Source organism: Nodosilinea sp. AN01ver1, assembly GCF_050565655.1.
In the GTDB taxonomy this organism is placed as follows: domain Bacteria; phylum Cyanobacteriota; class Cyanobacteriia; order Phormidesmidales; family Phormidesmidaceae; genus Nodosilinea.
The window spans coordinates 72,562-91,048 of record NZ_JBNXVS010000003.1 but is presented as its reverse complement, the minus strand read 5'-3'; the positions used below and the strand labels follow the sequence as shown (position 1 = coordinate 91,048).

General features: G+C 60.1%; 14 protein-coding genes. 6 read left to right on the top strand and 8 right to left on the bottom strand.

The window, feature by feature from the left end; all coding sequences use genetic code 11:
* The first annotated feature begins 63 nt into the window (after nucleotides 1-63).
* Both ACQ4N7_RS04410 and sipA read left to right on the top strand, forming a co-directional pair.
* Nucleotides 64-3,831 (top strand): NB-ARC domain-containing protein, encoded by a 3,768-nt coding sequence (locus ACQ4N7_RS04410; protein ID WP_430710415.1) that lies wholly within the window; start codon nucleotides 64-66, stop codon nucleotides 3,829-3,831.
* Nucleotides 3,832-3,949: 118 nt separating this feature from the next.
* Nucleotides 3,950-4,213 (top strand): regulatory protein SipA, encoded by a 264-nt coding sequence (gene sipA, locus ACQ4N7_RS04405; RefSeq protein WP_430710414.1) that lies wholly within the window; start codon nucleotides 3,950-3,952, stop codon nucleotides 4,211-4,213.
* Between the two features lie 18 nt (nucleotides 4,214-4,231).
* On the opposite strand, the gene ACQ4N7_RS04400 is transcribed toward sipA, so the two are convergent.
* Both ACQ4N7_RS04400 and ACQ4N7_RS04395 read right to left on the bottom strand, forming a co-directional pair.
* A complete protein-coding gene (locus tag ACQ4N7_RS04400; protein ID WP_430710413.1) occupies nucleotides 4,232-4,768 on the bottom strand; it encodes a hypothetical protein in 537 nt (178 codons plus the stop codon).
* Nucleotides 4,769-4,915: 147 nt separating this feature from the next.
* Nucleotides 4,916-5,092: a hypothetical protein gene (locus ACQ4N7_RS04395; protein WP_190524118.1), complete on the bottom strand. Its 177-nt coding sequence runs from the start codon at nucleotides 5,090-5,092 to the stop codon at nucleotides 4,916-4,918.
* Nucleotides 5,093-5,536: 444 nt separating this feature from the next.
* Here ACQ4N7_RS04395 and ACQ4N7_RS04390 point away from each other — a divergent pair, with 444 nt between their 5' ends.
* The 3 genes from ACQ4N7_RS04390 to ACQ4N7_RS04380 all read left to right on the top strand — a co-directional run bounded on the left by ACQ4N7_RS04390 (nucleotide 5,537) and on the right by ACQ4N7_RS04380 (nucleotide 8,783).
* Nucleotides 5,537-6,013, top strand: coding sequence for a hypothetical protein (locus ACQ4N7_RS04390; RefSeq protein WP_430710412.1), 477 nt, complete (start codon nucleotides 5,537-5,539; stop codon nucleotides 6,011-6,013).
* A gap of 263 nt (nucleotides 6,014-6,276) precedes the next feature.
* The gene (gene glgA / locus ACQ4N7_RS04385) at nucleotides 6,277-7,752 is read left to right on the top strand and encodes a glycogen synthase GlgA (RefSeq protein WP_430710411.1); all 1,476 of its coding nucleotides are present in this window, start codon (nucleotides 6,277-6,279) and stop codon (nucleotides 7,750-7,752) included.
* A gap of 197 nt (nucleotides 7,753-7,949) precedes the next feature.
* Nucleotides 7,950-8,783 carry a tetratricopeptide repeat protein gene (locus ACQ4N7_RS04380; protein WP_430710410.1) on the top strand — a complete coding sequence of 278 codons (834 nt, stop codon included), beginning with the start codon at nucleotides 7,950-7,952 and terminating at the stop codon, nucleotides 8,781-8,783.
* Nucleotides 8,784-9,048: 265 nt separating this feature from the next.
* Here the strand turns inward: ACQ4N7_RS04380 and ACQ4N7_RS04375 are convergent, their stop codons facing one another.
* From ACQ4N7_RS04375 to ACQ4N7_RS04365, 3 genes are all read right to left on the bottom strand, one after another.
* Complete coding sequence (locus ACQ4N7_RS04375; protein WP_430710409.1) at nucleotides 9,049-10,716, bottom strand: transglutaminase domain-containing protein; 1,668 nt, start codon at nucleotides 10,714-10,716, stop codon at nucleotides 9,049-9,051.
* A 102-nt stretch (nucleotides 10,717-10,818) separates the two neighbouring features.
* Nucleotides 10,819-10,986, bottom strand: coding sequence for a hypothetical protein (locus ACQ4N7_RS04370; protein ID WP_194024558.1), 168 nt, complete (start codon nucleotides 10,984-10,986; stop codon nucleotides 10,819-10,821).
* 39 nt (nucleotides 10,987-11,025) lie between these two features.
* Nucleotides 11,026-13,320, bottom strand: coding sequence for an MMPL family transporter (locus tag ACQ4N7_RS04365; RefSeq protein WP_430710408.1), 2,295 nt, complete (start codon nucleotides 13,318-13,320; stop codon nucleotides 11,026-11,028).
* A 179-nt stretch (nucleotides 13,321-13,499) separates the two neighbouring features.
* Here ACQ4N7_RS04365 and ACQ4N7_RS04360 point away from each other — a divergent pair, with 179 nt between their 5' ends.
* Nucleotides 13,500-15,101 carry an alpha-amylase gene (locus ACQ4N7_RS04360; protein ID WP_430710407.1) on the top strand — a complete coding sequence of 534 codons (1,602 nt, stop codon included), beginning with the start codon at nucleotides 13,500-13,502 and terminating at the stop codon, nucleotides 15,099-15,101.
* 124 nt (nucleotides 15,102-15,225) lie between these two features.
* On the opposite strand, the gene ACQ4N7_RS04355 is transcribed toward ACQ4N7_RS04360, so the two are convergent.
* From ACQ4N7_RS04355 to ACQ4N7_RS04345, 3 genes are all read right to left on the bottom strand, one after another.
* Complete coding sequence (locus ACQ4N7_RS04355; RefSeq protein WP_430710406.1) at nucleotides 15,226-15,816, bottom strand: DUF4126 domain-containing protein; 591 nt, start codon at nucleotides 15,814-15,816, stop codon at nucleotides 15,226-15,228.
* Between the two features lie 149 nt (nucleotides 15,817-15,965).
* Nucleotides 15,966-16,736, bottom strand: a complete 771-nt coding sequence (locus tag ACQ4N7_RS04350) for an SDR family NAD(P)-dependent oxidoreductase (RefSeq protein WP_430710405.1) — start codon at nucleotides 16,734-16,736, stop codon at nucleotides 15,966-15,968.
* Nucleotides 16,737-16,838: 102 nt separating this feature from the next.
* On the bottom strand, nucleotides 16,839-18,293 hold the full coding sequence (locus tag ACQ4N7_RS04345; RefSeq protein ID WP_430710404.1) for a 1-acyl-sn-glycerol-3-phosphate acyltransferase: 1,455 nt from the start codon (nucleotides 18,291-18,293) through the stop codon (nucleotides 16,839-16,841).
* Nucleotides 18,294-18,487 lie beyond the last annotated feature (194 nt).

Sequence of the window (18,487 nt, the reverse complement as noted above, 5' to 3'; positions counted from 1 at the left end):
AAAGGCCGCTATGCCCCATGCCGCCTGAGTTCCAGAGCAGCCAGTAATCTTGGATACACAGCCATGACCGCCGACGATGCGCTAGGACTGGTTAATCAGGTTTTGGCCGAGCGCGGGGTGGGTGCGCTGAACCCGGTGCAGACGGCGCTATTTCAGCAGGCCTGGAGCGATCGCACCTACCAGGCCACGGCCCTGGCGCTGGGTTACGAGGTCGGCTACATCCGGCAAATTGGCGCTGAGCTGTGGCAGTGCCTGTCGGAGAATCTGGGCGAAAAGGTCACAAAGCGCAACCTGCGGGAGGTGCTGACCCGACAGCAGCGAGGTCTGCTGCCCCAGACGGCACCGCTGGGGCAGGCCATTGCCCCGCCTGCCCCAGTTCATCGCCGCGACTGGGGCGATGCCGCCGCCGCCACGCACTTCTATGGCCGTACCGACGAACTCGCCCAGCTTCAGCACTGGATTTTGAGCGAGGATGCCGCTGGGGGCAGTGCGGGGCAGCGCTGTCGACTGGTGGGGCTGTTTGGCATGGGCGGCATGGGCAAAACCACCCTGGCGGTGAAGCTGGCTCAGCAGGTGCAAGACCAGTTTGAGGTGGTGATCTGGCGATCGCTGCGCCACGCCCCCCCAGTTAACGACCTGCTGAAAGACCTGCTGGGGGTGCTCTCGGCGGCGGTGCCCGAAACCCCTGGAGCAGAGTTCGACGGTTTGCTGCGATCGCTGCTCGATCAGCTGCGCCAGCACCGCTGCCTGATCGTGCTCGACAACGGCGAAACCATTTTGCGGCCCCGCGATCGCACCGGCACCTATCTGCCCGGCTACGAGAACTACGGCCAGCTCTTTGCCAGCCTGGGCAACGTTGAGCACCCGAGCACCATCGTGCTCACCAGCCGCGAAAAAATCAAAGAAATTGCCCAGCACGAAGGCGAAACCCTGCCGGTGCGATCGCTGCGGCTGCGAGGGCTGCCGTCGCCCGTGGGTCAGACAATTGTTCAGGCCAGGGGAAAATTCACTGGCACCCCCGCCGAGTGGCAGCACCTGAACAATCACTACGCGGGTAACCCCCTCGCCCTCAAGATGGTCGCCGCCGTCGTGCAGGACTGTTTTGACGGTCAGCTAGAGCCGTTTGTGCAGGTTCTGACTCAGGGAGACTCGGTCTTTGGCGACATTCGCGACCTGCTCACCCACCAGCTCGATCGGCTCTCGCCCGTAGAGCAGCAGGTGATGGCCTGGCTCGCCATTTACCGCGAACCCGTCACCCTGGCCCAGGTGCGCGCCGACCTGGTCGCCCCCCTCGCCCTGGGCGATCTGATCGAAGCCCTCACCAGCCTGGAGCGGCGATCGCTGATTGAGCGCGATACCCCCAGGGCCAGCCCCACCCGCTTTACCCTCCAGCCCGTGGTGATGGAGTACATAACCGACTGGCTGGTAGAGCAGATCAGCCAGGTCATTTTGGCCGCCCCCACCAGCGCCAGCCTGCTGCACAGCCATCCCCTAATTTTGGCTCAGACCAAAGACTACCTGCGAGACAGCCAAACGCGGCTCATTTTACAGCCCGTGCTGGAACGGCTGCAGCAGCGACTGCGGCCCGGCGACCTGAGCGACCATTTGCGCCATCACCTGGCGGCCTGGCGCGGTCAGCACCTGCCCAGCTACGCCTGCGGCAACCTGCTCAACCTGCTTCAGCAGGCCCAGATACCGCTGGCGGGCTGGGATTTTTCTGAGCAAACGATCTGGCAGGCCTACCTGCAGGACAGCCTTCTGCACCAGACCAACTTTGCGGGGGCAAACCTAGCGCGATCGGTGTTTAAAGACACCTTCAGCCAGGTGCTGGCCATTGCCTTCAGCCCCGACGGTGAGCTGCTGGCCGCCAGCGATGTCAGCTACGAAATTCACCTGTGGCGGGTCAGCGATGCCCAGCCCGTGCTCACCCTGCACGCCCAGGATGGCTGGTGCTGGGCGGTCACCTTTAGCCCCGACAACCAGACCCTGGCCAGCAGCGCCAACGGCACCATCGACCTGTGGAATCTGGCCACGGGCGATCGCTACGGCCAGCTCAAAGATTCCTCCAGCCGGGTCTTTTCGCTGGCCTTTAGCCCCGACGGGCGCTACCTCGCCAGCGGCTGCGAAGATCACCAGATTCGAGTTTGGGATGTGCGCACCCGCACCCTGGTCTACTGTCTCAGCGGTCATGCCGACGAGGTGCGATCGGTGGCCTTTGCCCCCCAGGGCTACCTCAGCGGCGATCGCGCCCTGGCCCTAACCGGCCATCAGCTGGCCAGCGGTAGCTACGATGGCACCCTGCGACTGTGGCGCTTGGGTAGAGAGTCGGCTAGCGACCACAGCACCGTAATGGTTGCCGGATCACCCGTGTGGTCTATTGCCTTTAGCCCCGACGGCCACGCCCTGGCCAGCGGTCACCAGGACGGCAGCATAGATATTTGGGACGTGGCAACCCAACGGCAGCGGCAGCGGTTGCAGACCGACTCGCTGGGGCGATCGCCCCAGAACCATACTCAAGCGGTGCGATCGGTAGCCTTCAGCCCCGATGGTCGCTATCTGGCCAGCGGCGGCGATGATCAAACCATTCGCCTCTGGACCTGGCAAACCGGGCAGGTCAACTGGGCCTTCAAGGGCCACAGCAGCTGGATCTCAAACGTGGCCTTTAGCCCCGATAGCCGCACCCTGGCCAGCGCCAGCGAAGACCAGTCTGTGCGGCTGTGGGATAGCCAAACCCACCAGGCCCTGCGAGTGCTGCGCGGCCACAACAGCGGCGTGTGGTCAGTGGCGCTGCATCCCCAAGGGCACTACCTGGTCAGCGGCGGGCAAGATCGCCAGGTGCGTCTGTGGCCCCTCACCGAGCAGGCCGATCCTCAGGCCACTCCCCAAGCCTTTAAAGGACATGAGGGATGGGTGTTTGCCGTCGCCGTCAGCCCCGATGGCCGCTGGATTGCCAGCGGCGGCGACGATCGCACCGTGCGCCTGTGGGCCAGCGAAACGGGAGACTGTCACGCCACCTGGACCGACCACAGCCATGAGGTTTGGGCGCTGGCCTTTTGCCCCCAGGGCGACCTGCTGGCCAGCGGCAGCCTGGATGGCACCATTCGCCTGTGGGATCTGAACAGCCGAACTAGCCGTGGCGTTTTGACCGACCACACCAGCGGCGTTTGGACTCTGGCGATTAGCCCCGACGGTCGCCGCTTGGCCAGCGGCAGCCAGGACCAAACCGTGCGCCTGTGGGATATCGCCACCCAAACCTGCCTGCAAACCCTGCCCTGCGAAGGCAGCTGGGTGCGAGGCCTGGCCTTTAGCCCCGACGGTCGGTTCCTATCCAGCGGCGGCTCCAACGGCTACGTCATGCTGTGGGATCTCAAACTGGGCCATCGCACCGTCATCGGCACCCACCCCAGCCTGGTGCTGGCGGTGGCCTTTAGCCCCGATGGCCAGTGGTTGGCCAGCTGCGGTGGCGACACCACCATCAAGCTCTGGCACCTGCCCAGCCGCCGCTGCCACCAAACCCTCTGCGGCCACGACAAATGGGTGCGCTACGTCACGTTTAGCGCCGAGGGCGATCGCCTGATTAGCTGCAGCCAGGACGAAACCATTCAGGTCTGGAGCAAGTCACCCACCCCCGACGGCTTTATCTACTGCCACGCGCAAACGCTGCGCGTGCCCCGCCCCTACGAAGGCCTGACCATTACCGGCGTAACGGGGCTAACCGAGGCCCAAAAAGCGGCGCTGATCGCCCTCGGCGCTAGCGAAACCAGTGCTCCAGACCATCCCAAAAATCACCTGACTCAGCCGCCTGCGCCAAGGTTGTCAGTAGACGCTTGACTGAGCTTAGAAGGGCATCGAGCGAGCCAGAGTAAGCTACGGTTTAAGGGGAGGGGGTCCCTACTGCACCAATGCTCTGCCCCTACTGGTTTAGTTCTGCCCTGTTTCAAAGGTTGCCATGACAGCTGAATTTACCGTCGGCGATCGCGTTCGCCTGATCGCTTGCCCGCCCTACTTTAAAACCGCCGACCCCATGCCCATGCTGCGCCCCGCCGACACCCTGCCCGTAGGGGCCGAAGGAATTATTCAAAGCCGCCGCCCCGGTGGCTACTGGGGCATCAAGTTCGACAAAGGGGCGTTTTTGGTCGATAGCCAATACTTAGAATCAGCAGAAGCCCCGGCAGACCAGGCTACCGAGGCTTCTGAGCGATCATCTGAGTAAACGAACGAGTGAGGGTGTTTAAGCTGAGGTGGTTTCGGTATCGGAATCAGCCGCCTCAGGGGTGGCGTCAGCCGCAGGTTCGGAGGTGGGTGCCTCAGCTTCAGCCGCTTCAGGGGCTGCTGCCTCAGCGGCGGGCTCTTCAGCCACAGCTGCCCCAGCGACAGACTGTTTAGCGACAGGTTCTTCAGGGACCGATTCTTCAGCCACCACTTCTTCAGCTACCGCCGCTTCAGCCACGGACTCCTCAGCCACCGCCGTTTCAGCTACGGCTTCCTCAGTCACGGGCTCTTCAGCTACTGCTGCTTCAGCCACGGGTTCCCCGGGCACTTCTTCAGCTTTGGGCTTGGGTTTGGGGCCACGCATTAGAGCCGGGGGAATGGCAGGTTTGCGATCGCGCTCATCGCGATCGCGGCCTCGGCCACCGCGTCGGCCCCTGTTACCCTCACGATTGCCATCACGGCGCTCTCCGGTGCTGCGCTCACCGCCGCTCTTTTCTCCCACAGTGATTATCTTCTTTTTAGGCTTCTCAGGGGAGGTATTAGGAGTGTCTGCCATGACCCTACAATAGTTAACGTCGTGGAGATCTTAACTCGAATTGGCCTTGCCCAACCTGATCTGGGCCGCTGTAGCCCTCGACTCCTCTGTCTGGCAAAAACTCCACCTGCAAAGACAGTGCTCCTGAGGCACCCTTCTTGTTGTAGGTTAATCAACCACGCGCAGTCTTCCCTGGCTCAGCGCCTCGTACACTCGATTGATGAGAGCCGCATCATTGGGGCTCAAATCCCGCTGGGAGAACATCGCCATGAGCTGCTGCTGGTCGTTGCGAGTTAGGCGGCGGGCCGCAAACATTCTTTCAATGGTCTGCTCAAGGTTTGACATGGTAGCGCACTCTGATAGGTCGAACCGTGGCCATTTTCAGGGCGTGCAGAACGTCGTCTGAATCACAGGCCTGAAAACTATAACGCTTTGTATAGTAACTCGATTTTAATAATCGACAAGGGTGGCCGCATCGGCGGGATAACCTATGTTGTTTACCAAAATTGCACGGCAGCAGGTGCCTAAATCCGTATTTCTACGGTCAGTGCCACCTACTTATGTAGACAGCAACTGCCACATTAGCCAGGACGCCAGAACAAAAAGGTGTTAATCCGTGAAGAACCCATAGCCGCCGGGTTTGCACAATCAGGCGATCGGCTGTGCCCTATGCGAACGTCATCGTGAACTGGCCGACACGACATCCTGATGACCCAGGTATAGCCCCACTCTGAAATGTAGAGTTCACCAGCTATACTCGTGCCATAGGGGTATGGATTTCGACAGCTAATGCAATACCTGGCCAAGGTTCAAAAAAAGGCGTTCCTGGGCGGTGCAGAACTTTTACTGCTGGCCGAACAGACCTCTGAATCTACCTGGACACTACTGTCGGTAGAACGCATCGTTGAAACCACGCGCCTGCTGGCCTTTCAAGAGGGCAACCTGGTGCTGATCGAGCTCGACAACCTCAACCAGATTGTGTCTGTGCAAGATGCCACCGCCTGGGTGCTAGACCTGGTCGAACACTACCTGGCCTACGGCGTTACCCCCGAAGCCCTAGAGCAGGAAATCGAACGGGCCGAACGCTGGCGGCAGTCCCTTACCCTCAAAAGCCAGGAGGTCGACCGCCGCGCCCTCGAAACCGCCGCCCGCCGCGATGAAATTCAAGAACTAGAGCGCAGCCTCAAACAAGAGCGCGAAGAACTCGAAACCCGCTGGCAAGCCCTGGAGCAGATGAAGGCTGAAGGCAAAGCGGGGGAGGAGTGAGGGGATGAGGGGAATATAACCGCGAAGCGGCTTCTCACAAGGTAAAACGAGAATTCAAAGTTCAAAATTTTGAATTCTCAACTTTGAATTTTGAATTCTCAATTTTGAACTTCTCACCCCCCACCTGCCCACCTACTCGCTCACCCATCCACCCATCTACCCATCCACCCATCTCCCCCCTTCGCCCCTTGCCTCTGCCCCAACATCCTGATTGAATAGGGGCATTAAAATGAACTTTTATAACGGGACAGCGGGGAGACACCATGTATATCGTGCAGATTGCCTCGGAATGTGCTCCTGTCATCAAGGCTGGGGGTCTGGGTGATGTGGTCTACGGCCTGAGCACCGAGCTAGAACACCGGGGGCATTGCGTCGAGATCATCCTGCCTAAGTATGACTGCATGCGCTACGACCACATTTGGGGTCTGCACGATGCCTACCGCGACCTGATCGTGCCCTGGTTTGGCACCGATATTCGCTGCGATGTGCTCTGCGGCTGGGTGTACGGGCGGTTGTGCTTCTTTATTGAACCCAAGTCGTGGGAGATGTTCTTTAACCGGGGCTGCTACTACGGCTGCGATGACGACCCGATGCGGTTTGCCTTCTTTAGCAAGGCGGCGATGGAGTTTTTGCTGCGCAGCAACAAGCGTCCCGATGTGATCCACTGCCACGACTGGCAGACGGGACTGATTCCGGCCATGCTGTTTGAAATTTATAAGTACAACGGCATGGAGTTTCAGCGCACGCTGTACACCATTCACAACTTCAAGCACCAGGGCTTTGGCGGTACCGAAATTTTGCAGGCTACGGGGCTTAATCGGCCTGAGTACTATTTTCAGTACGATCGCCTGCGCGACAACTTCAACCCCTTCTCGATCAACTTTATGAAAGGGGGCATTACCTACGCCAACCACGTCAATACGGTGTCGCCCTACCATGCCATTGAGGCCCAGTACGGCAATGAGGGCTTTGGCCTGGGCCACACGCTGCACACCAACCAGCACAAGTTTTCGGGCATTCTCAACGGCATTGACTACGAGGTGTGGAACCCGGAGTGCGATCGCTACATCCCGCACCACTACGGCCTCACCACCTTTGAAGACAAGGCGCTAAATAAGAAAGAGCTGCGCGATCGCCTGCTGCTGCGCCAGAGCGACAGGCCCCTAGTCGCTTTCATTGGCCGCCTTGACGACCAAAAAGGGGTGCACCTGGTTCACCACGCCATCTACCACACCCTGGCCCGAGGGGCGCAGTTTGTGCTGCTGGGCTCGGCCACCGAACGGGGCATCAACGACTGGTTTTGGCATGAAAAGAACTTCCTCAACGACAACCCCGACGTACATCTGGAGCTCAGCTTTAACGAAGAGCTGGCCCATTTGATCTACGCCGGAGCCGATATGATTGTGGTGCCCAGCAACTTTGAACCCTGCGGCCTGACCCAGATGATTGGGCTTAAGTACGGCACGGTGCCCATTGTGCGAGGCGTAGGTGGCCTGGTTAACACCGTGTTTGACTGGGATTATGACACCCTGCACGGGCCTGAAGAGCGCAACGGGTTTGTGTTCTTCCAGAGCGATAATGTCGCCCTAGAGTCGGCGATGAACCGCGCCTTCGACGTTTGGGATCATGCCCCTGATACCTTTAAGCAGCTGGCTCAGCAGGGGATGCAGTACGACTTTTCCTGGAATCACCCTGGGCAGGCCTACATCGATTTATATGAGTACATCCGGCATAAGTAGCGTACGCTACTAGTATTGGCTGGCTGGGGAAGGTCTCTGCCCCAAAGGGTTTGGCGGTGCAGCGCTGGGTTTGTGCTCCAGGGAATCCCGAAGCGTCCGGGCTAGAAGCGCCCACCGATGGCGATCGCCCCTAGAGAAATGGGCAAGCTGGGTTAAAAGCCGACCAGCCTATGCCCTCACCGCTGCTGATTGCCTCTATGTCTGCTAGCTCTGACGTCGCCCTATCTAAACTCACCCGCGCCAAGCTACTCCGGGGTCAGGGAGATGCCCTCTACGCTATCGGTCGCCACAGTGAGGCGCTGTCGCGGTTTGAGGCGGCACTTACCCTCAACCCAGATGACTACGAGGTTTGGACGCTGCACGGGTTCTGTCTGGCTGCTCTCAAACAGTTTGAGGCCTCTGTTGAAAGCTTTAACCAGGCCATTGCCCACTGCCCCGACTACGGTCTAGCCTGGCACGGCAAGGGCCACGCCCTGGCCAAGCTCAGCCACTTTGAAGAAGCCGCGACCCACTTGGAGCGGGCGGTCAAGCTCAGCCCTGGCGACAACAAAGCCTGGTACAACCTGGGCACGGCCCAAAACCAGCTGCACCGCTACCGCGATGCCGTTGCCAGCTTTGAGCACAGCCTCAGGCTCAGCCCCCAGGACCACCGCGCCCGCTACAACCAGGGTGTTGCCCTGTGTGGCTTGCACCGCTACGACGATGCGCTGCGGGTGCTGCAGCTGGCCCTCGACTACCGGCCCAACGCTCACTACATCTGGAATCAGCGGGGCACGGTGCTGATTCAAATGGGGCGCTACAGCGAGGCGATCGCCAGCTTTGAGACATCCCTCAGCCACCACGCTGACAACCCCAATGCCTGGTACGGCAAAGCCCGCGCCTATGCCATGGTGGGCAACCTGGAGAACACCCTCAAGAACCTCTACCGCACTTTTGTGCTCAGCCCCTACGTGTACAAAGTCATGGTGCAGATCGATGCCCACTTTGACGGTGTTCGCGACCATCCCCAGTTTCAGCGGCTGATTGAGTGATACCCAATCCTGTCTGTATACCCCCGGCTTGTAGAGACATTGCAGTGCAATGCTCCCTACGAGATCTCGATTTCGAATTGGGGTTGTGTGACTCGGATTTGCCCTGAAAATAGCCGTTCCCTAGCCCCTTTGGGGCGGCTTCACCAACGACTTCGCTCAGGGAACGGCTACGGCTGTTTTTGTTGTTGAGGGTGCCGCGCTAGCAGCATGAACGATTGGGATCAAATCTGCGGTCATCACCCCGCAAATTCCACTATCTGACTTTCTAGGGGGCCAGTTCCCCTAGGATTTTAAACCGCATGTGGTTGACGGCCAGATCGCCCAGACGAACTTCGGGACCGCCCGGAGGGTAAATCAGCTTTTCAAAGGAAATGTCTTTGCCCATTTCTACATGCCACCAGGGTAGGCCCATAAAAAAGCGGGTGGGGTAGGGGCCACCTTCCTGCACATCGTCGGGGTTAGACTCCATCGGCACCCAGCCAAAGCCAGGAATGTAGAACTCAATCCAGACGTGGTTGAAGTCGGGCTCCAGGTAGAGCCCGGCCTGGTCGGCGTGGGCCGGGCATTTGTAGCGGCCCACGGTGCGGCAGGCGATGCCGTTGAGGCGCATCAGGGCCAGCAGCAGGCCCACGTATTCGCCGCAGGAGCCCCGGCCCCGCATCAGCACCACATCGGGGGGCTCAATCGCCGGGGTGACGGCGTAGGAAAGCTTGTCGTAGACGTAGTTGCGAATGCTGAGCACCTGGCGCAGCAGGTTGGTTTCGCTGCCTACGCTCTCGCGAGCCGCCGCCTGAATCATGGGGGTATCCATGGCTAGTTCGTCGTCGTCAATCAGGTAGCGGGGGCCGTACTCGGGGGGCAGGGGTGGGGCCGACTCGACCTGGCGCGGGGTGAGCTGATACTTGATGCCGTAGACCTCGACCAGGGCTTTCCAGCCAAACAGGTGGCGCTGGTTGGGGTCGAGGCGATCGAACCTGAAGCTGGCCAGCCTTTCACCGTTTTGCTGTAGCTCTGTAAAGGGCAGCCCCACCGGCTCGACCGACTTGACTCGCTGGCGATCGGTGCTGGTGGGAAAGGCAATTCGCCACTCCACATTTTCGAGCGGAATCGCATCTTCCAGGGTGTCGATTTCTTCGACGTAGGTCATTTCGACCAGGTAGCCATTGCTGCGACAGCAGTTGGCCGCTTTGTCCCAGCGGTAGGTGAGGGGATGGATGAGGGTGCGATCGCGAAAGGTCAGCACGTAGGGCTCGGCCCCGTTGGGGTCTTCTCGCACGTAGGGTTCTTCGTTGGTGTAGGCCACCCAAATCGTGCCGCTCTCTGGGGTGGTGTGGGGCGGCACCGCTAGCCCGGTGGGGGTAGCAAAGGGGGTGAGCATTTTGACAACTAGCTCACCAGTGGCGCGATCGAGGCAGTACACCGTTTGCTCAACCTGGTCGCAGACCCACAGGTAGTCGCCCCAGACCGAAATATTCTCGATACCAATGCCGGGGGCCAGAAACTGAGTAATGCGCTGCCCTGAGCTGCGATCGCAGACGAAAATACAGCCCCCCTTTTTACAGCTGACGTAGAGGGTGTTTTCCCACACGGCGACCCCATCGGCGGGGTAGGGCAGGGTGAGCACCGGGGCAGGCTGAAGGTCGTCGAGGGCGGTGGTGTATACCGTATGGTCACGGCAGAACCACAGCTGGTCTTGCCAGCAGGCCACGCCCGTAGCCCCATAAAACGCCTCCGCCTCAGAAGCATTGAGAATTTCGAGCTGGTCGGTTTTGGGGTCGAGGCGCAGCAGGTAGCCCCGAAATGGGTCAACCGCCAGCAGCCGGTCGCCCTGCAGCGCCAGGCCGTAGATAGCTTTTACCCCAATCGGCTGAATCAGCGGAACGGCTCTCGCCGGGGAGAGGGCCGGAGAAGTAGACGAAAGAGATTCAGGCATAACCAGTGGGGCAACCCAGAAGAATGACAGCAGGCGGCAGGGTTAGCAATACCCTACCGCTAAGGTCATATCCTAGGGGAACGGGGCGATAAAAAGTGTAGTTTATTCAGCGTCCTGACTAATCTGCTGCTCAACGGTGCTAATCGCGGCATTGAGGGCAGCCAGGCGAGTTTCTAAAGCATCGCGCCAGGACTTCATCATTTCCAGCTTGTGGCGCTGGTACTCGCGGCGAGATGCGGCAGAGGGCGGGGCACAAAACGGTAAAAACATAGGGGCTACAAGAGTGAAGAGAACTATCTAAAATCTAGCTCAGCCAGAAAAAGATTGCCGCCTCAGCTTTGGACACCACCAGTTCCAGTGACCCATCAGGCGCATACTGGCGGGCACCAGCACAGCGCGAATTAGAGTCGAGTCGATCAGGACCGAGATCGCAATGCCCAGCCCCAGAGCTTTGACAAAAATAATGCTGGTAAAAGCAAAGGAAGCCGTGACGATGATGGTCAGCAGGGCCGAACTGGTAATAATGCGCCCGGTGCACTCCAGCCCTTCGACAATGGCATCAGTATTGTTGCCGGTGCGATCGTAGGCTTCTTTGATGCGGGCCAGCAAAAACACCTCGTAGTCCATTGAGAGGCCAAACAGCACGCAAAACAGCACAATGGGCAGCAAAATATCGAGGTAGCCCACCGGAGTAAAGTCGAGCAGCGTTTGAAAGTTGCCCTGCTGAAAGATAAAGACCAGCGCCCCAAACGAAGCCCCAATCGACATGACGTTGAGGAAAATGGCCTTCAGCGGCATGACTACGGAGTTGAATAGTCGGGTCAGGGAGACGAAGGTCACCAGGAAGACAGCCGCGATCGCCCACGGGGCCCGCTGCCCAATAATGTCAATGGTATCCAGACTCTTGGCGGTAGCGCCCCCGACGCTCAGCGTGAGGCCAGGCATCGATTTTTGCCGCAGCTCTCGCACCAGTGCTCGCGACTGGGGGCTGTTGCTGTCGGCACGGCTGCTGATTGAAATTAGCGTGGTGTCGTCGTCGCTCAGACGCGCTACTGCTGCAGCCACCGACTCTAGAGGAATGCGATCGGGAGTTTGGTAAAGCTGCTGGTAGGTCGCTAGATCAAAGGCTGGATCGAGATTAAACAGGCTTTGCACAGTGGCCACCCGGTCGTCGGTGGCCAGCGATTTGACCCAGGTGTAAAGGGCTTCTACTGTGTTGGGGGCCAGCACGCGATCGCCATTATCTGTGCTGACCGCCACCAAAATCGGGGCCGTGCGACCGGCGCTGATCGCCTCCTCTAAAACCTCTACCCCCTGACGCGCCTGGGCCGTAGCCGGTAAAGCATCGACATCGCCCAACCCCCACTGGGCCTGCCAGAAGGGCGACATCAGCACCAGAATGATCGCCACTACAGCGGCGATCGCCACCACCCGATAGCGAATAATCTGGCGCGAAAACCGACCCCAAAAGCCCGCCCCTTCGCGGGGGGTTAACAGTCGCCAGCGGTTGATCTGGTGACCCAAAACCCCCAGCAGCGCGGGCACCAGGGTGAGCGCCGCCAGCACCGACATCAGCACCACCAGCGACCCGGCCACCCCCAGCGATCGCAGCAGCACCACCGGAAACAACAGCAGGCTCAGCAGCCCAATACAGGTGGTCAGGCCCGAATAAAATACAGCTTCCCCGGCGGTCGCCATAGTTTCTGTGACGGCCTCAGGGACTGAACGGTGGGCCAGCTCTTCTCGAAAACGGCTCACCATCACCAGGGTAAAGTCGATGCCTACCCCCAGGCCCAGCATGGTGGTCAGGGTGACGGCAAAAATAGAAACCTCTGAAAACTGGGCGATCGCGTAAATTAGCCCACTGGTCACGGTGACGGTAGCCACCGCCATCACCACCGGCAGCAGGGCCGCCACCACCGAGCCAAAAATAAACACCAGGGCAATCAGGGTCAGCGGCAGCGACAGCGCCTCGGCCCGCACCAGGTCTTTTTTGCTAATGTTTTGCGCTTCGTAGTCCACCACGGCTTTGCCGGTGAGATAGCTGGTGACTCCGGCAGGGGTTTCGTCCTCTAACAGGGTCAGCAGGTTGGCAATGGCGGTATTGGTGTCGCCGTCTGCAACCTGCAGGCTAATGAAGCGGTAATCGACATCGCCAGCCGCTCTGGGCGGTACCGCAGGCTGGCTCACCGACTCTACCGTGGGCAGATCGGCCAGATCGGCCAGCAGGGGCTGAATATCAGGGCGTTGGTCAAGGGCTGCCCCAGAGGCGCGATCGCCGTTTGCGTACTCAAACACCACCGTCAGTGCGTCAGCATCTAGACCCAGGCGGTCTTCTAGCAGGCGATCGGTTTGGGCGGCCTCCCCCCTTTCATAAGTTGTACCAGTGCCGTGCAGCACGCTTTCTAGACGCGGGGCAAACAGCCCGCCCAGCCCTAGCAGCACCACCCACAGGGCCAAAACCAGCCCCCGGTAGCGGTAGGCCAACCTCCCAAGGGTGGCAAATATAGATACTCGGCTCGACGTTTCGCTCAATGGCTGCTGGCACACTAACCCCTCTCCCGGCCGCTGGCTGGCCCCATAATGGCTGCTGTTGATACGCATAGACCCACGGGTTGGATGGCGGCCAACCTCAATCTGCCGATGCAGCTGGTTCTGGGTAAATTGGCAAGCCCCCTGGATCGTGGTTATTTTTACGGGTTAGAGGTGCATGATAGCGGTGACTGGGGTCAGTGTTTTGGCCCAAAAATGTTCGTTTTTATACGTTTTTAGCTGAAAAATCTATGTGGAAAATCGTCCTGGGTGCCCTTTCTGCCAGCGGGGTTGTGGGCCTGATAGTTTTGCTGAATCCGCTGATGTTGTTCCCGGCCCTGTCTGTCGGTCTATCTAGCGTGCAGGCTACCACCACCGTTCCACGGGTCGCTATCCCAAGGGCCGACGCCTCAGCAACCGATCTCTCGGAGACCGCTGCCCCAGTTTCCACTACCATAGTGCACCTGTTTGAGTGGACCTGGGCCGACATCGCCACCGAGTGCGAAACGTACCTCGGCCCCAATGGCTACCAGGCCGTGCAGATTTCTCCTCCCCAGGAGCACATCGTACTGCCCGACTACGGCTATCCCTGGTGGCAGCGGTATCAGCCCGTTAGCTACCGACTTGAAAGCCGCAGCGGCAGCCGCGCCGCGCTTCAGGATATGATTCACCGCTGCCGGGAGGCCGGGGTTGCCATCTACGCCGACGCCGTGATCAACCACATGGCCGGGTTTGAGAGCGGCGTAGGCAGCGCTGGCACCCGGTTTACCAAGTACGACTATCCCGGCCTGTACAAACCCGAAGACTTTCACGATTGCCACCAAAACGTCACCGATTATGGCAACGCCGAAAATGTTACCCAGTGCGAATTGGTGGGCCTGGCCGACCTCAATACCGGCTCAGCTAAGGTGCAGGCCACCCTGGTTAACTACATGAGCGAACTGGTAGAGATGGGCGTGGCGGGTTTTCGCATCGATGCGGCCAAGCACATTCGCAACCAGGAGCTGGGGGAGATTTTGACGCAGCTGCGCGATCGCCACCCCGAAACCGATCTCTATATCTATCAAGAAGTAATCGACCCCGGCACCGAGGCGATTCGCAAGCAAGACTACTACGACAGTGGCAACGTGCTCGACTTTAAATATGGCCGATTTATTGGCCTCGCCTTTTTGGGGCTAGAGGGCCAAACGTTAGCCAATCTGCAAACCCTGGGCGAAGGCTGGGGTCTAGCTCCCTCCGCTCAGTCAGTTGTTTTTATCGACAACCACGATAAGCAGCGGGGTCACGGCGGCGGCGGCGACTACCTCACCTACAAAAACGGCGACCTCTACGCTCTGGCCAACGTGTTTATGCTGGCTTTTCCCTACGGTAAGCCCCAGGTGATGTCGAGCTTTGCCTTTGACGACTCAGAACAGGGACCACCCACCTACGACAACGGCACCACTCGGCCGGTGTATCAAGCTGGAGAAGCAAATTGCTTTAGGGAGTGGGTCTGTGAGCATCGCTGGCCTGCCATTGCCGGCATGGTAGGCTTTCGCAACGCCACTGAGCCTGTGGCCGAAGTGACCGACTGGTGGAGCGATAACGCCAATCAGATTGCCTTTGGCCGAGGCAACCGGGGCTTTGTGGCTATCAACCGCGAGGCCCAGCCGCTGACCCACAGGTTTCAGACCCAGCTGCCCCAGGGCCGCTACTGCAATGTGGTGCAGGGTGGGCTAGCAGCCAACGGCAAATCCTGCGCCAACGGCGCTGAAGTTATCTTGGTCAACCGGGCCGGGCAGTTTACCGCCACGCTGCCAGAAATGTCGGCCCTAGCCCTTCACGTCGAGGCGAAGCTGACGCGGCAATTTTAAGCAGTCAAGGACTGGACAGAGCAACTTGTCGCCCAATGGCGCGCCTGATTGGATGTCGGGTTTGAATTGGGGTCTTGTTCGTCGGATTCACTGTAAATAAGTCGGCCTCAAATGCTGTATCGACCTACTTGGCGTCTGGGGCGGGTTTCTTGGCGCGGTAGAAAGCTTTGATGGCAAAGCGCACCAGCAGAATAAAGAAGGCTAGCACCAGCACAAACATAAGGACTGGGGCAACCAGAGCGAAAACAGAGATCGCGACGGCCCCCACCAGCTCTACCCCGGCCAGAACCAGGTTCGTCGCCCCCCCGGTTGTAGCCGTGGAGACAAAGCGAGTCAGGCCGTTGAGCCCCTTTACCGTAGCGGCGGCACCGCCCCCCGCCACGATCGCCACGCTCCACTGGGCAAAGGGGTCGAGCTGGTTGGCCGCGATCGCCATCAGCAGCGTACCGGCCACCGCCGCGATCGGTAGCGCTACAGTATCGATCGCGTTGTCGAGCCAGGGCACGCTGTAGGCCGCAATTTCCACCACCAGGGCAATGGAAAGGCCAATAAAGGCCGAGGTGCTGCCCAGCCAGGTTACACTGTCGGCTAGCTCGATGTGGCCAAACAGGGCAGCGGCGCTCAGCACCCAAAAGGGCACCACCACCCGAAACCCGGCGGCCACCCCCAGCCCCAGCCCCAGGCCAATGCTCTCCAGCAGTTGCCAACTCATCATGCTCGCATCCATCCCGCTTCCCTCACCGACGACGTGTGAATGGCCAGTCAATCCTTGGCCTAAGAATAGCCCCAGGGCCACCTGGCAACAACCCTAATGTTGCCAATAGTTCGACAAGCTGACTACAAGTCCAGAATTCAAAGTTGGGCCTACCAGGGCAGCCGAGCGCCATCCCAGCTAAAAAATTCGCCGCTGTCGGCGGGGCTCAGGCCGTCCATCACCGCCATCAGCTGCGCCACCGTGCGCTCTACCGAAAACAGCTTCTCGGGCGGCACGCCGCGCTGAAAGGGTTCCGACAGGCGGGTGTCGGTGGTGCCGGGGTGCAGCAGGACTACGGTAGTTTGGGGGCAGCGGCGAGCGTACTCTAGGGCTGTTGTTTTCATCAGCATATTCAGCGCCGCCTTCGAGGCCCGGTAGCCATACCAGCCCCCCAAACGGTTGTCGCCTATGCTGCCTACTTTGGCGGAAATCGCTGCAAATATACTGGGCTGGTCATGCTTGAGCAGGAGCATCAGGTGCTTGGCCAGCAGCACCGCCCCCACCGCATTGGTCTGAAACGATCGCACCAAATTTTCGCTCGTGATCTGCCGCAGGCTTTTCTCGGGCTGAAAGTCGCCATCGTGGAGCACTCCAACGCAGTAGATCACCCGGTGCAGCCGGGGCGTACGGGTCTGAATAGCGGCGATCGCATCTGCAATGCTCCCCTCCTCGGTCACATCCATAGGCAGGCAGACCAGCTGAGGAAAACGCTCCGCCAGCGCCAGCAGCCCCTGGGCCGACTCGGGGCGGCGGTAGGTGCCGTACACCGTCTCAAAGCGATCGTCGGCCAGCAGCTGCCGCACAAAGCCAAGGCCAATGCCCCGGCTAGCCCCGACGACCAAGGCGTTCTGGCGCGTTTCTGTGCTCGTTTCTGTAACCATCGCAGGCAAGAAAGGTTGACTCCATCAACTACGTGGATCGGCTTCGACCACGGGCATCATAGCCGTTCAGGTCAGGCATCTGGGGGCTACAGCTGGGCCAGATCATGCAGTCGGTGTCCTTTCGCCTGCCGCAATCAAGTCCTCCAGGGCAGTTTGAATATCCTGGGTTAGCCCTTCCACCGCCGCCTTGGCCGATCGCCGCGATTGGGCATAGTCGGGCCAGCGATCGCTAATGTTGATCGACTCGCCCAGGGTAATCACCGCCTGCCGTGTACCCAGCTGGGGACGTTTGGGCACCCGTGTCCCCTTTACCCGCTCCACCAGGTCAAAGAGAATCAGGGTAGTTTCGGCAAAGCGCTCAAAGCTGGGCCTGTCTTTTACGTAGTGGCCCGACACCGCCACAAAGCTCTCCGCCAGCCGCATGTGCTGCATCTGTAGGGTCGCCGCCGCCGCAATCCAGTCGGCCAGGCCGCGATCGAAGGGGGAGAGCTGATCCAGGTCGGCGATGTCTTCGCGATAGATATCGCTCCACCCCGCCTCTTCTAGGCGACGACAGCGAGTCACCAGCGTGCCGGTGTGGGGCAAATTAAAGAACCGTTCCCCCACCGCCAAAGCCCCATTTAAGAGATGGCTCAACCGCTGGCCCAGCTCAGCTGACGGATCTAGGTTAGACGGATCGAGATTCGACGGGTCTGGAATCTCCGCCAGTGCAGCCGGAGTCAGCCCATAGAACCGCTGGTAGAACTGCTCCAAACGGGTCAGCAGGTGCTGCCCCAGCCCCAGCAGTCGAGGATAGTAGGCCTCGGGTGCGATCGCGGCGGGATTGCTAAACGACTGCACCGGTAGGCCACAGTCGGCCTCTAGCTGAGCCAGCAGCCGATTGAGAGCAGCCCAGTCGGGGCGGGGGTAGATGTAGCGCAGCCCCACCGGCAGCAGCAGCACCTGCTCGGGCCGTCCTGCCTTTTGCAGATCTTCGACCGCCCAAAAGGCCAGCTGAGCTGTCCCCGGCTCCAGCTCGCTAATGATTTCGCCGTGGCCGTTGGTGGCCCCTTCTGGAGCGATCGTGACCGGCAGCGGGGCGGTCATCATCTGCTCGCGCACCGCCTTTAGCGCCTTGAGGTCGAGCCTGCGGCCCCGGTGTACCGGAATGCCCCCGATCGCCGCAAAAAACCAGCCCAGCCACCGCCCGGCCCACAGCGGCATGCCCCGGTCGTACATAAAAAAGCTGTGCAGCGGGCGCTTGAGGCTAAACCCTTTTTGGCGCGCGGCCCGAGGCACCAGCCGCGAAAACAGGTACGACAGGCAGATCGGGTCGTCGACCTGGCTGTGGCGAAAGGCCAGCAGCAGCCGAATTTTGCCCGCCTGAAACTGGCGAAAACACTCGGCCAGCACCTCGGGGTTGTGGCAGGTCACCGGCCAAATCCCCGCTGGCAGCCAGGGCCGCAGCCGCAGCCGCAGCATCAGGGGCAGCACAATGTAGCAGCCCTGCACCACCCAGGGTTTGTAGCGGGGGGGGATAAAGCCCAGGGGCGGCTGGGCGCGGTTCAGCTTAGGCAATGACAACTCCGGGGCAAATTCTAGGGCAGGGGGCAGGGGGCAGGGTTTTCCATAGCCCACTTTAGGACGTGTCCTTAATTCTGGCTACAATCCCTGTGCCGTCAGCGTTACCAAATACCAATCGTCCATGCCGCTAGCTCGGCACCCGCAACAAGCAAAACGGCCATAGCCGTTCCCTGAGCGGAGTCGTTGGT

Bases quoted from the DNA above. Each gene is read 5' to 3' on its own strand.
- ACQ4N7_RS04410 (WP_430710415.1), top strand. From the start codon at position 64: ATGACCGCCGACGATGCGCTAGGACTGGTTAATCAGGTTTTGGCCGAG.
- sipA (WP_430710414.1), top strand. From the start codon at position 3,950: ATGACAGCTGAATTTACCGTCGGCGATCGCGTTCGCCTGATCGCTTGC.
- ACQ4N7_RS04400 (WP_430710413.1), bottom strand. From the start codon at position 4,768: ATGGCAGACACTCCTAATACCTCCCCTGAGAAGCCTAAAAAGAAGATA.
- ACQ4N7_RS04395 (WP_190524118.1), bottom strand. From the start codon at position 5,092: ATGTCAAACCTTGAGCAGACCATTGAAAGAATGTTTGCGGCCCGCCGC.
- ACQ4N7_RS04390 (WP_430710412.1), top strand. From the start codon at position 5,537: ATGCAATACCTGGCCAAGGTTCAAAAAAAGGCGTTCCTGGGCGGTGCA.
- glgA (WP_430710411.1), top strand. From the start codon at position 6,277: ATGTATATCGTGCAGATTGCCTCGGAATGTGCTCCTGTCATCAAGGCT.
- ACQ4N7_RS04380 (WP_430710410.1), top strand. From the start codon at position 7,950: ATGTCTGCTAGCTCTGACGTCGCCCTATCTAAACTCACCCGCGCCAAG.
- ACQ4N7_RS04375 (WP_430710409.1), bottom strand. From the start codon at position 10,716: ATGCCTGAATCTCTTTCGTCTACTTCTCCGGCCCTCTCCCCGGCGAGA.
- ACQ4N7_RS04370 (WP_194024558.1), bottom strand. From the start codon at position 10,986: ATGTTTTTACCGTTTTGTGCCCCGCCCTCTGCCGCATCTCGCCGCGAG.
- ACQ4N7_RS04365 (WP_430710408.1), bottom strand. From the start codon at position 13,320: ATGCGTATCAACAGCAGCCATTATGGGGCCAGCCAGCGGCCGGGAGAG.
- ACQ4N7_RS04360 (WP_430710407.1), top strand. From the start codon at position 13,500: ATGTGGAAAATCGTCCTGGGTGCCCTTTCTGCCAGCGGGGTTGTGGGC.
- ACQ4N7_RS04355 (WP_430710406.1), bottom strand. From the start codon at position 15,816: ATGATGAGTTGGCAACTGCTGGAGAGCATTGGCCTGGGGCTGGGGCTG.
- ACQ4N7_RS04350 (WP_430710405.1), bottom strand. From the start codon at position 16,736: ATGGTTACAGAAACGAGCACAGAAACGCGCCAGAACGCCTTGGTCGTC.